Origin of the sequence: Priestia flexa, assembly GCF_021441905.1 — a bacterium.
In the GTDB taxonomy this organism is placed as follows: domain Bacteria; phylum Bacillota; class Bacilli; order Bacillales; family Bacillaceae_H; genus Priestia; species Priestia flexa.
This window is the reverse complement of the sequence record NZ_CP090431.1, coordinates 3,919,823-3,933,190: the sequence shown is the minus strand read 5'-3', so window position 1 is coordinate 3,933,190 and position 13,368 is coordinate 3,919,823. Positions and strand designations below refer to the sequence as shown.

The window sequence follows — 13,368 nt, the reverse complement described above, 5'->3', positions numbered from 1 at the left end:
GTGGTAAAAGAGTTGATCTTTTTACCACTTTTATTATTATTGTACTTCATGCTTGTATAAGAATACCGCTTTCTTTGGAAGCTTTCCATACAATAAACTTGCAAACGGTAAAAACCGATGACAAGCCCATATAATGAGGTAGCATAAAGCTAAAGTTAATACATACCGAATTAGCATTTCAATGTGAAACAATTGATTACTATTTGCAGGTACAAATTCAGAGACAATATTTAATACTAAAGGATGGATTAAATAAAAGCCAAAAGAGTACATTGCAATATTTCGAACTGTAATAACAGTTCTTCTAGGAAGTTTTGCAGCTAAGATCTCTCCTATACGAAATGCTACGTAGCTTCCTAACACGAGATAAAACGTATTAATCGTCTCGTACATGACCCCTGATAGGTAAAGTGTCTTAATTGTATACACATAATAATGTAAAGAAGAGACGATTGCTCCTGCAATTAAAGCAATAATTAGCAAAACAATCGTAGATTTATTCGCGCTTTTTGCTTTCTGTTCATTATAGTAAACACCAATCCATGCTCCTAATAGGAAGGTAGATAATGAACTAATAAATAAAGTAAATGATACAAGACCGTACATTGAATTTAATTGAAGATAAACTAGCTGTAGGACGACTCCGAATAACCACATATAGCGGCGAAAAAAAGTAAACTTTTGAGCGATCCATATAAAAACAGGTAAAACAAGATAAATTTGCACAATTAAGAAAATAAAGTGCAGTTGATAGTAAGATTCACCTTTTAAAATGCGCAGCAAAATTTCTGTCGCGTTAAATTCTCTTGCACCTACATAAATTGAATATGCTTCATAAATCAATGCCCAAATGATATAAGGAATAAGAATATATGTAACTCGCCTCGTATAGTAACTTTTCCATAACTCTTTTGTTAACGGCTTTTTTATATAGCTATAAAAGAATACGAGTCCTGTAATCACAATAAAGATTCCCGCTTCAATCCGAATAATGCGGTTGATAAAATGATACTTCTGATACGCATCACCGCTATATGGAAGGACGCTTGCATACGCTGCCGTTACGTGTACAAGTACAACCATCATCATGGCAAATAATCTTAAAAAATAAATTGATTCAATTTGTTGTTTCTTCACATTCTGTCTCCTATTATGAAAAAATTTAACACGTCATCTCTATTCCCCTATGCCATAAGTGTTACGCCTTACTTTTCCCCTATTTTTAAAAAAGTTTCATAAAAAAAAGCTAATGACATAATAAATTATGTCATTAGCTTTCTTATCTCTATATTAAAGGTCTATTTTTATCTTTTCAACAGGGAGTAAAACCTATTTATTTTACACATTTATCCTTGTTGGTGAGATAAAGGGAGTGAAAACAAGACCTATTTTCTATGCATTTTAAACTCTAAAAATAATTCGTTGTAGTAGCTTAACATTTCTTTTCCTAGATTATCATACACCTCTAACTTTTCAGTTAATGCTTCATCTGGATAGAAGCGCTTATCCTCTGCAACTTCATCCGGTAAATAATCAAGAGCCTTTTCGTTTGGCGTTGAATACCCTACATATTCAGCATTTCGAGCTGCGATTTCTGGGTCTAACATGAAATTCATAAACTGGTGAGCACCCTCAACATTTTTTGCTGTTTTAGGAATTACCATATTATCAAACCACAGGTTCGACCCTTCTTCTGGGACTACATAATCTAGATCTTCATTTTCACTCATAATCTCTGAAGCATCACCAGACCAAACTAAACCGACGGCTGCCTCTTCGTTTGCTAGCAACATTTTAATTTCGTCTCCAACAATCGCTTTAACGTTGGGTGTTAACGTATCTAGTTTTTCTTTCGCTTCTCTTAAATGCGTTTTATTCGTGTCATTTAGCGAATAGGCTAAGCTGTTAAGTCCCATTCCTATCACTTCTCGTGCACCATCAGCTAACAGGATTTGATTTCTTAATTCTGGGTCCCATAAATCGTCCCAGCTCGTAATCTCCTTGCCATTTAGCATTTCTTTGTTATAAACAACACCTACTGTTCCCCAAAAGTAAGGAATAGAATATCTATTTCCTTCATCAAACGATAAGTTGAGGAAGCGTGGATTAATATGTTTTAAGTTAGGTAGCTGCTTATGTTCTACAGGAAGTAGTAAATCTTCTTCCTTCATTTTGCTAATCGCGTACTCTGATGGTACCGCAATATCAAACGTGGTGCCACCTTGTTCAATTTTTGTCATCATTGCCTCATTGGAATCAAACGTTTGGTAGATAACTTTAATCCCAGTCTCTTCCTCAAACTCATCAATAATTTCTGGATCAATATAATCACCCCAGTTATACACGGTCAGGGTATTGCCTCCTGAATATCCCTGAGCAGAGTTTAACCGAGATACAACGTACATTAAGACGAGTGAAATGGCTACAATAACAACAAATGACCGCATTAATTGTTTCATTTCTCAACCCCGCCTCCTTTCGTACGAAGATTACGCTGGCTAACAAAATAGTAGCCTACTACTAACAGCACAGTAAATAAGAAAATTAGCGTAGACAGTGCGTTAATCGTTAATGATACGCCGCGTCTTGCTAGTGAGTAAATTTCAACCGACAGTGTAGAAAATCCGTTGCCTGTTACAAAGAACGTAACTGCAAAATCATCTAACGAATAAGTCAGCGCTAAAAAGAATCCTGCAAAGATTCCCGGTGAAATAAACGGCAAAATAACTTTTGATAATACTTGAAAACGGCTCGCCCCTAAATCCCGTGCTGCATCAATTAGAGTTGGGCTCATTTCTTGAAGCTTTGGAAGAATCATAATAACAACAATTGGAACACTAAAAGCAATGTGGGCCAGTAGAACAGATGTAAAGCCAAGCTTAATTCCAACAATCGTAAATAAAATAAGGAAAGAAGCTCCTATGATGACATCTGGGCTAACAATGAGAACATTGTTTAACGTCAGCAGCGTATTTTGAACTCTTCTTCTTTTCACATAAATAATTGCAAGCGCTCCAATAATCCCAAGAATTGTTGAAATTACGGATGAAAGCAAAGCAATAATAAGAGTGTTTAATACAATGATTAATAACCTTGTATCTTGAAAGACTTCTTTATACCATTGCAATGTAAAGCCTTCAAACTCTCTCATTGAACCACCGCTATTGAATGAATAATACATAAGGTAAAAGATTGGCGCATATAAAATGACAAAAACTAAAATTAAATATATATTGCTCCATTTCCATTTCTTCATCATTTTATAGTCCTCTCTTTCTAGTTCCAGTTGCAATCATCATAATTGCCATCGCAATAATTAAGAAGACCGCAATCGTCGCTCCCATTCCCCAGTCTTGTGTTACTAAGAAATGCTGCTCAATTGCAGTACCAAGCGTAATCACTCGGTTCCCGGCAATTAGACGAGTAATCATGAAGAGTGATAGCGCAGGAATAAAGACCGCTTGGCACCCTGACTTCACGCCATTTAATGTGAGTGGGAATACAACTCGACGGAATGTTGTCCATGAAGAAGCCCCTAGATCACGCGATGCATATATTAAAGAAGGGTTCAGTTCTTCTAGCGAGTTGAAAATTGGTAAAATCATAAATGGAATAAAGATATAAACAGATACAAAAACAAAACTAAAATCAGTAAATAATATTTGATGAGTGCCAAATCCTAAAAACTCACTAAAGCTGTTAATTGTTCCATACGTACCGAAAATCCCTAAAAACGCATATGCTTTTAGCAGTAAGTTAATCCAAGTTGGTAAAATAATCAACAACAGCCATAGTTGCTTATGTCTTGTTTTAGTTAACAAGTACGCTGTAGGATAAGCAATTAATAATGAAAATAGCGTAATTAAAAAAGCATACCAAAACGAGCTGAGCGTCATTTTTAAATAAACAGGTGTAAAAAACTTTTCATAATTGGCTAAAGTGAACTCATTGTGAATATCAAAGAACGAATAATAAACAACTAAGGCAATCGGTGCAATAACAAACAAAGCTATAAAAAGCAGATACGGTACTAAATAAATATTACGTGACTTAGTTTGCATGAGTCTCGTCACCATATGCTTCTAGCCTCTTATCAAACTCTTCCTCTGTTTCACCAAAGCGCATAACGTGAATTGCTTCAGAATCAAAGTAAAGACCAATTTCTTCGTCTACTGTTGCTTTTTTTGTTGAATGCACAAGCCACTCGTTTCCATCCTTATCGTATCCACAAATTTCATAATGAACCCCTCTAAACAGCTGAGAGTCAACCTTCACTTGGATTTTACCTTTTTCTGGATCCGTAATTTCTAAGTCTTCTGGACGAATGACAATCTCTATTTTTTCATTTGGGTCGAAGCCTTTATCGACGCATTCAAAACGTTCACCCGCAAACTCTACAACAAAGTCCTCAACCATACTTCCTGGAATAATATTTGACTCCCCAATGAAATCTGCTACAAAGCGATTAATTGGTTCATCATAAATATCTGTTGGTGCACCACTTTGCTGAATATGTCCTTTGTTTAATACAAAGATTTCATCAGACATCGCTAGTGCTTCTTCTTGGTCATGCGTAACAAAAATAAATGTAATACCTAATCGGCGCTGAAGTTCTCTTAGTTCATACTGCATTTCCGTACGCAGTTTTAAATCCAGTGCCGATAGCGGTTCATCAAGTAAAATGACCTCCGGTTGGTTTACAATTGCTCGAGCAATTGCCACGCGCTGGCGTTGCCCTCCAGACATCTCTTTAATTTCACGATTTTCATATCCTTCTAAATTAACGAATCGAAGTGCTTCACTCACTCGCTTTTTGACTTCTGTATTCTTTACTTTTTTTATTCGTAATCCAAATGCAATGTTTTCAAATACATTAAGGTGCGGAAACAATGCATAATCCTGAAACACAGTATTTACTTGACGTTTGTTAGCTGGCACGGAATTAATTTTCTTACCGTTGAAATAAATATCTCCGCTTGAAGCCTCTGTAAACCCTGCAATTAAGCGTAAGATAGTCGTTTTACCACACCCTGATGGACCTAGTAGCGTATAAAACTTTCCTCTTTCAATTTCAAAGCTTACATTATCAAGCACTATTGAATCGTTGTCGTATTGCTTTGTTACATTTTCAAAGCGAATAATCGCTTGATTATCGTTCATTTCAATCGTCTCTCCTCTTAATCTCTTTATAAATATGATTCTGTCGCTACTACAATAAGCTCGGTGACGCCGTCATAGGCATTGAACATTTTATGCTCTTCAGCAGCTTGGAAGTAAATCGTTTCTCCTTCTTTCGCTTCATACGTTCGCTGACCAATTTGAACAATAACAGCTCCTTTTAGCACATAGCCAAAGGTTTCAGATAAGGAAGGCTCAAATTCTTTAAATTCACCTTTTTTTTCTAAAATTAAGCGAATAGGTTCCATTTCTTTTTCATTCGATTCATGAACTAACCATTCAATGTGATAGCCTTTTTCTTCATCACAATAATTGGTGTAGTCTTCTTTTTTATATACAACTTTTTGCACCGTTGTATCTTGATCAAAAAACTCGTTTGGTTGGCAGCCCAACACTTCTAAAATACTAAAAAACGTTTCAAGAGAAGGAGAACTTAAATCTCGCTCTAACTGTGAAATATAACCTTTGCTAAGGTCAGTCCGTTCTCCAAGCTCTTCTTGCGTTAATCCTTTTTTTAAACGTAAGTTTTTAATCTTCTTACCTATCTCCATTTATTTAAACCTCAACATGTTTAAAATAAGTAAACTTCCAGTAAATAAAGTTTTGTAACACTTAACTTAAAGTTTACTTTCAACTCGTATTATTATACATGTTTTAAAGCTGAGCACAAGGAGTTTTTTGCAATTATGGCACTTAAAAATTTCCATTTACTTGGATTAAAAAAAGCATCGCTTAAACGATGCTTTATTCCACTTCTTCAATTTCCTCTCTTATATTTTCTTTGTCTAAATTAGCATTACGAAAACGCTGAGTATCATCTAAGTCCAATTCCAAAAACGTTTTTTCTTCTAGGATTACCTTTACATCTTGAACTGTTACATCTAAAACATGACCACCTGCCGTTTTATGTTCATCAATAAAATGGAAGTGGTATCCTGGAATTCCTACACCTGCTACATAATTTGGCGTAAAAAAACCTACCATTGTTCCTTTTACATCTTCCAGTTCAAAAACAGGTTGGCTTTCAGCGACTTCCGTCATTGGTGGATATGGCTTTCTTTGTTTCGCTACCGTTCTTGTTTTTACTTGTTTAAAAACTCCTTCTATCTTAATTGCATAAAAGACGTTTTCACTACTCATTTGAGCTTCTAGCTGTTGCTCAAGCTCTTTCTGAGTTAACACATCATCTAAAATCATTTCTGTTTGGCCTTTAAAATACGTCATCACGGCAAATGGAAGCACGTCTTTTGCTTCTACCTCTACCGCTTTTCCTTCTCTTAAATGATAAAAACCCCCATCTACCGCTAGCATTTCACCATCTAACGCCTGAAATGTTCCCAGGCCAAAATCTCCTTTTTGAGAAAGCTCTTCTTTTGTCATTGTTCCATCATAAACACCTTCTAGCAATGCTACCATCGTAGATTTTTGATAAATAATAGAGCTCATCGATCTTTTCTCCTTTCCCTACGGATACTTATTGATATAGAAAGTATTCCCTCTGAAGAGAAGTCGAAACGAATGATTCAGCTAAAAAAGCGGCTCATAATAAGTGTGTTGTAATAATGACCATCAGATAGACGCTTATCCTTCTTTAAAATTCCTTCTATTTCAAACTCATACTTTTTGTAAACATATATAGCACTTTTATTCGTTTCAATGACCTTTAACGTCATCTTAACAAGACCTTGATGATGAGCCCAAAGAATCGATTGACTTAGTAATGCCTGACCTATTTTTAATCCCCAAAACTCTTTTATGACACCTACTCCAAATTCGACTTGATGTTTGAGACGCTTCAGATGACTGCCTTCACACCTAGAAAAACCAACAAGGTTCCCTTCTACTTCCGCGACGAGAAATAAATGGTTGGGTATAGACGTGTCTAGCAAAATTAACTCCTTAAATTCCCCTTCATCAATCAGGCCTTCTCCTTGTACACGATCGAAATGTTCTGTTTCACCATCAATTTGTAACCGCAATTCAGCAAGTGCAGGTGCATCACTGACTTTAGCAGGTCGAATAGTATACTCCGTTCCGTTAACTTGAAATATTTTTGGTTTTATCATGGATCCTCTCTCCCCTTTTATTCCATTAGAAAACGAGCCTCTTTTTATTATAAGGCTCGTTTTGGAAAAGATATTTTTATTTCTGTAATTGAGAGTAGTGCTCAATTATTTCTTGAGTTAAATCATCGTTTTCATGTAAGTCGCTCACTTTACTTAGCACATACAAAATACCGTGTTCTTCAAGCATTGTCTGTAGCTGAACAGCTTCTTCATCTTCTGAAGGATTAAACAGCAATGCTGCAGCGATTGCCTTTGCTAAGTTTGCATATGGCAAACCTGCTTGTTTTGCTTCTACAGCTGGACGAACTAATCGATCTTGAGACCCTAGCTTACGAATAGGTGAACGCCCTACACGATTAACAGAGTCGTTTAAATAAGCATTTTTGAAGCGCTCAATAATCTTCTTAATGTATGCCTCATGTTCACCTTGATCAAGACCATACCTTTGAACAAGATACGCACCTGTTTCTTTCAACGTCTTTTGTACCTGTTCATAAATCTCAGCATCCTCTAATGTCTGATGAATTGTTTCTTTTCCTTGCAAGTACCCTAAGTAGGCAATTACGGCGTGTCCTGTATTAACCGTAAAAAGCTTACGTTCGATAAATGGCGCTAAGTCCGGAACAATTTTCATTCCTTCAACTGTTGGAATATCTTCTGTTGTCTCTACTACCCACTCATAATATGGCTCAACCAATACATCAATAGAGTCTGGATTCGATTGAATTGGTACAATACGATCGACTGCTGAGTTAAAGAATGATACTTTTTTAGAAAGCTCTTCTTTTGTTTCTTCATCTAGGTTTTCTAGAATATAACCTTTTAGTAATTCCGTTGCCGAGATTTGATTTTCACATGCAATAACGTACACTTTCTCATCGTTTTCCTTGACGCGAGCTGCTAAGCCTTTTGCAATCAACGGCGCAATACGAGGTAAAATTGTTGGTCCGATAGCTGTTGTGATATAGGTAGCTGTTTTTAAAGCGTCCAATACTTCTTCCTCTTGCGTCATATTATTTAAGCCAGACACATTATTCACTTCAATCACTTCGGCATTTTCTGCTGCGGTTTTCACATGGTACCCTTTACCTTCATTGAGTTTATCAATAACTGTTTGCGCAATATCAACAAACGTAACGTGGTATCCCGACTGAGCAAATAGTGAACCGATAAACCCTCTTCCAATATTACCTGCGCCAAAATGTACAACTGTTTTCACACTTATCATTCCTTTATTAAATTATTTTGTAAGTATTCATAAAATGTATCTTCCAGTTTTTTTCGAATCATCTCTTCATTAGACGAAGAAAAAATCATCATCGCTTCTTTATCTTCAATCAAGTTTGTACTAATTAAGCTTAAAATCTCTTGCTCGCGGATGGTAAGATTTTCTGGCGCCAACATCAGCAGTAGGTTTCGGACTTCCATCATCTTTCCATCCATTCCTTTTACCTGACACGGATAGTGTAAATGAGAGATTTGAAACAATAGTTTTCCTACTCCTTCATGACGACAGTGAAAAAGAGCCATGCTTGTTTCTGGAATACCAAGTCCCCCTTTTTCTTCTCTTTCCTTGAGTTTTTGGACAATAGCTTCTTTATTTGAAACCAAAGCTTCGCGTTCAGCAGCCGCAACCATACGAGCAATGATTCGTTCATGGTCTATCTCCGAACTTTCTCGGTAAATTCTTAGATTGTCAAAAATTGAATCAATACTTGTATACACTTCTTTTATTTCTTTCATTATTTGTTGAAAAGGCGGCCTACTAGCTGGAATTGAAGTAGCGGTTATATTGCTTTTTGCTGAATATCGGTTCTTTTGTGTTAACTCCTCCACATTTTTTTGAAGAAAGGTCCGAATAGAATTAATGTCTTCATCGCTAAGCAGCGGATTAACTAAGATGTATTCACATGCTAAAAATGGTAAACGAACGGTTGAAATAATAAGATCGTACCTCTCTGTATTCGTTTCATGAATCTCTTTAATTGATTTCACATCAACAGAATCAATTTCAATAAATTCTTTTTTTATCCGACTCGCTAGCATCTTAGATGTACCGATGCCTGTTGGACATACAACTAAAGCTTTAATTACCACATTTTCCTCTCGCACAACTAAAGCAGAACCAAAGTGGAGAACCACATATGCAATTTCATCATCTGAAAAAGATAACTCTTTAAACTCTTTTTCCATGCTGTTTCTTACTGCCATAAACAGCAGCGGGTACTTCTTTTTTATCTCTTCTGTTAAAGGGTTGAATGCTTCTAGGTGCTGTTGAATGCGAAATATAGATGGTTCCATATGTGCCAACAAGCCTTGAAATAGTGAAAAGTCGTTTGTTAAATCAATGTGTAGCTGAGTAGAAACATCTTGAATAACTCGCTTAATAATGCGTCCTAAAACTAGACTATCGTAATCCACTGCGTTGGCTACTTGAAACTTGGATGCTCGCAATACAACAGCTAAGAATGTAATATCATTGGGGTTAATGCTGAGAGAAAACTGTGCTTCGAGCTCTTGACACACACTTTTGATTAATTTGTACTCATTTGACGCTTCATTAATTAACATCGATTCTTCTAACTGAAAGCCCTTCTCAGACCTTTGTAGCATGATGCATATATGAATCATTAACCCCATATAATCGCTATCAGCTAACCTAGAATGACCTTTATTTATTTTCAAATTAACAATGCGATCTACCTCTGCCAAATAAGCAGTATTAAAATAATATAAAGCCTTTTCCTGCTTTGACTGATTATTTTCAAGTAAAAAAAGCTGTTCGATTAGCTCTTCTCCAAAATAAACAAGAAAGTAATTAGCAAGCGCTTTTCGTTTATTGATTTCAGTTGAAACGACCTCTAGCCCTACTCCTCTTCTTCGAACAAGGGTTATACTGTAATGTTCAAGCCAATCTGTTAATTCATCCAAGTACGAAGTTAAGGTAGTGATGCTAACACCTAAGTCTTTAGCTAGCGTTTGGAGCTTAAAAGATGCTTCTTCCAATAGCTTAATAACCAATAGTAGCTTACGTTCTTTCGGAGACTGATCGGTAGGTTGAACTTTCATAAGCTCTTGGATCAACTTGAAAATCTGTTCATCCTTACCGCTAATTATTAATCCTTCATCTTGTGTACGAACTAATTGCAAATTAAATTGCTTCAGTAAGGATTCAATTGTTTTCAAATCCCGATGTACTGTTCTAGCACTTACCTTCAAAAAACTAGCAATGGATAAAGCCGTATGTTTTTCTGACGTTTTAATGATTAACTCAATAATGGTCTTTTCCCTGGACGTAATAAACACATGCATCAACTCATTTCTTATCTAAAGAAATCAACGCCTTTCAAAAAGAACGAATAGAAAGGCACTTCACATGCCTTTCTACTCTTTTACTTCTTTAGTTCAGCTCACCTTGAATAATTGCTTTAAGTTCTTTAGCTGATTTAGCTTGAACCATTTTTTCAATGTTATCCATGTCAGAACATGTTACTGCGATACCTGATAGAATTTCGAGGTGCGTACCATCTTTACCAGCAATACCAAAGATTAAACGTACTTTTTCACCATCAAAATCAACGCCATTTGGAACTTGTAGCACAGTGAATCCCGATTTTAATACGTTCTTTTTCGCTTCTTCTGTACCGTGTGGAATAGCAACATCATTTCCCATATACGTAGACGTCATATTGTCACGCTCAATCATGGCTTCAATGTAGCTTTCTTCCACATAACCACCTTTTACAAGCACTTCCCCTGCAAATCGAATCGCTTCTTCTTTGTTGTTAAACTCTTGATTAAGGAAGATATTCTCTTCGCGCAATAGGCTATCATCTTCTTGACTTGATTCCACTACTTCCTCCACTTCAGGAGCTCGCCCTTCCGCTGAAGAATCATCTTTAAGCTTATTAATAAGCTTGTCATATTCAGGGCTAGATAAGAAATTATCTACTGAAATATGATATGCTTCTGGAATTTTATTTTGAGCACGTGGAGTAAGCTCTTCTTGTGTAATAACAATTTGAGCATTACTCGGAATATTGCTGATTGCTGTATTTGTAACAAAGATATCTAAACCGGCTTCTTTTACTTTTTTACGAAGTAATGATGCTCCCATTGCACTTGATCCCATTCCAGCGTCACAAGCGAATACAATCTTGTTAACACCTTGTGGTAAAGCTGCTTTATTTGTCACGATTGAACCAGCAACCGAACTCTTTTTACCTTTCATCTCTTGCATCTTGCGCGTTGCCTCATCTAAATCTTCTGTTTGCTTACCTGTTTTTAAGATAAACGCTGAAACAATAAACGATACGACTGTCGCTACCAGAACCCCTGCGATGTTTGCGATGTAGCTTCCTGCATTACCTGGCGTTGCAGCTAAAATAGCTAAGATACTACCCGGAGATGCAACTGCTTGAAGACCTCCACCTAGCAGTACAAGCGTGAATACACCGCTCATACCTCCTAAAATTGTCGCAATAATAAGCATTGGACGCATTAACACATACGGGAAGTAAATTTCGTGAATACCTCCAATAAAGTGAATAACTGCTGCACCTGGAGCAGACTGCTTCGCTGTTCCACGCCCAAAGAACCAATAAGCTAACAGTACGCCTAGACCAGGGCCTGGATTTGCTTCAAGAAGTAGCAAGACAGACTGGCCAGTAGTACGAATTTGCTCTGCACCAATTGGCGATAAGATTCCATGATTAATTGCATTATTTAAGAATAGAATTTTTGCTGGTTCAATTAAAATGCTTGTTAGTGGAAGTAATCCAGCACCTACTAACCAATCTACACCAACAATTAGCGCTTGGGTAAACGCGTCTACTGCAGGACTAATACCTAAGAAAGCTAAAATGGCTAATACGCCACCTAAAATACCTGCCGAAAAATTGTTTACAAGCATTTCAAAGCCTGTTTTAATTTTACCGTCAATTAACTGATCAAATTTCTTAATAACATACCCACCAAGTGGACCCACAATCATCGCTCCAAGGAACATTGGAATATCTGCTCCAACAATAACTCCCATTGTAGCAATGGCACCAACAACTGCACCGCGCTGGTCATGAACAAGCTTACCACCAGTATAACCAATCAAAAGGGGCAATAAGTACGTAACCATTGGTCCAACAAGCTTAGCAAGCTCTTCATTTGGAAAAAAGCCTTTCTCAATAAATAGTGCCGTAATTAGACCCCAGGCAATAAATGCCCCGATATTTGGCATTACCATTGAGCTTAAAAAGTTACCAAACTTTTGAACGCCTACTTTTATATTTGATTGAGCCATGTGCTCTCTTCCTTTCTATATCATAATTACACTTATAATGTTAGGATATGAACCGCTTACATTCAATGAAGAAGAAAGCTAACTTTGTCACATCCCCTCAAGACAAAGGTATATTTATGTATATAGACTGTGAAACGGCGCGCATTGGCATACATATATCTTAAACCCAAAGAGCTGCTAAAACAGCTCTTTTAGCTCTTGAAACGTACCAATTGTATAATCAGGCGCTTCAACTTCGCCAAATCCATACGATGCGTAGACAAATGGAATACCCGCATACTGAGCTGCTTGAAAATCTCCTTGTGTGTCTCCTACATACACAGGACTTTTTAATTTATTACGCTTCATGATGAGCTTAATGTTCTCACCTTTTGATAAACCTGTGCGCCCAGGATTTTCAAAGTCAATAAAATGTGCATCTAGCTTATGATAGTTATAAAAAGCTTCAATATAGCCTGTTTGGCAATTGCTCACAATATACAATTTATATTTTTTAGAGAGCTCTTTTAGCGTTTCTTCTACTTGTGGATACAGATTACCACCGTGTTTTTCCAAATAAGCATTCTCTACTTCACAACACTCCGCTAGAATCTGTTTTTGCTTTTGTTCATCTAATTCTGGGAATAGTTTTTGAGCAATTTCTTGAAATGGAAGACCCATGGTTTGTTCAAAGGCTCTTTCTGTTACTTCTCTTTCAACATAATTGCTCTTCTTAATGACTTCGTTCCAAGCGATAGCTACTGTTCCAATTGAATTCCAGAGCGTTCCGTCTAAGTCAAAGATTATACTATCCATCTAGTCATCCCCTTTAGTTCGTCTTACCGTCAT

Annotated in this window: 12 protein-coding genes; all 12 read right to left on the bottom strand. The window is 36.6% G+C overall.

Going from position 1 to position 13,368, the window contains the following annotated elements; translation table 11 throughout:
* Nucleotides 1-36: 36 nt before the first annotated feature.
* A complete protein-coding gene (locus tag LZP85_RS20320; RefSeq protein WP_224840388.1) occupies nucleotides 37-1,137 on the bottom strand; it encodes an acyltransferase in 1,101 nt (366 codons plus the stop codon).
* Between the two features lie 248 nt (nucleotides 1,138-1,385).
* Nucleotides 1,386-2,459 (bottom strand): ABC transporter substrate-binding protein, encoded by a 1,074-nt coding sequence (locus LZP85_RS20315; RefSeq protein WP_119542903.1) that lies wholly within the window; start codon nucleotides 2,457-2,459, stop codon nucleotides 1,386-1,388.
* Nucleotides 2,456-3,259 (bottom strand): ABC transporter permease, encoded by an 804-nt coding sequence (locus LZP85_RS20310; RefSeq protein WP_025910587.1) that lies wholly within the window; start codon nucleotides 3,257-3,259, stop codon nucleotides 2,456-2,458. Before LZP85_RS20310 ends, LZP85_RS20315 begins: the two co-directional genes overlap by 4 nt.
* A gap of 1 nt (nucleotide 3,260) precedes the next feature.
* A complete protein-coding gene (locus tag LZP85_RS20305) occupies nucleotides 3,261-4,061 on the bottom strand; it encodes an ABC transporter permease (RefSeq protein ID WP_119542904.1) in 801 nt (266 codons plus the stop codon).
* Nucleotides 4,051-5,160, bottom strand: coding sequence for an ABC transporter ATP-binding protein (locus LZP85_RS20300; RefSeq protein ID WP_206833794.1), 1,110 nt, complete (start codon nucleotides 5,158-5,160; stop codon nucleotides 4,051-4,053). Before LZP85_RS20300 ends, LZP85_RS20305 begins: the two co-directional genes overlap by 11 nt.
* A gap of 26 nt (nucleotides 5,161-5,186) precedes the next feature.
* Nucleotides 5,187-5,729 carry a helix-turn-helix domain-containing protein gene (locus LZP85_RS20295; RefSeq protein WP_025910581.1) on the bottom strand — a complete coding sequence of 181 codons (543 nt, stop codon included), beginning with the start codon at nucleotides 5,727-5,729 and terminating at the stop codon, nucleotides 5,187-5,189.
* Between the two features lie 193 nt (nucleotides 5,730-5,922).
* Nucleotides 5,923-6,624, bottom strand: coding sequence for an acetolactate decarboxylase (gene budA, locus LZP85_RS20290; RefSeq protein ID WP_025910579.1), 702 nt, complete (start codon nucleotides 6,622-6,624; stop codon nucleotides 5,923-5,925).
* 77 nt (nucleotides 6,625-6,701) lie between these two features.
* Nucleotides 6,702-7,244 (bottom strand): GNAT family N-acetyltransferase, encoded by a 543-nt coding sequence (locus tag LZP85_RS20285; protein WP_119542905.1) that lies wholly within the window; start codon nucleotides 7,242-7,244, stop codon nucleotides 6,702-6,704.
* A gap of 76 nt (nucleotides 7,245-7,320) precedes the next feature.
* Entirely contained in the window at nucleotides 7,321-8,463 is a 1,143-nt protein-coding gene (locus tag LZP85_RS20280; protein WP_119542906.1) for a mannitol-1-phosphate 5-dehydrogenase, read from the bottom strand.
* Nucleotides 8,464-8,468: 5 nt separating this feature from the next.
* Nucleotides 8,469-10,556 carry a BglG family transcription antiterminator gene (locus LZP85_RS20275; protein ID WP_119542907.1) on the bottom strand — a complete coding sequence of 696 codons (2,088 nt, stop codon included), beginning with the start codon at nucleotides 10,554-10,556 and terminating at the stop codon, nucleotides 8,469-8,471.
* 88 nt (nucleotides 10,557-10,644) lie between these two features.
* A complete protein-coding gene (locus LZP85_RS20270) occupies nucleotides 10,645-12,540 on the bottom strand; it encodes a PTS mannitol transporter subunit IICBA (protein ID WP_206783143.1) in 1,896 nt (631 codons plus the stop codon).
* Between the two features lie 177 nt (nucleotides 12,541-12,717).
* Nucleotides 12,718-13,335 carry an HAD family hydrolase gene (locus tag LZP85_RS20265; RefSeq protein ID WP_234561909.1) on the bottom strand — a complete coding sequence of 206 codons (618 nt, stop codon included), beginning with the start codon at nucleotides 13,333-13,335 and terminating at the stop codon, nucleotides 12,718-12,720.
* Nucleotides 13,336-13,368: the final 33 nt, after the last annotated feature.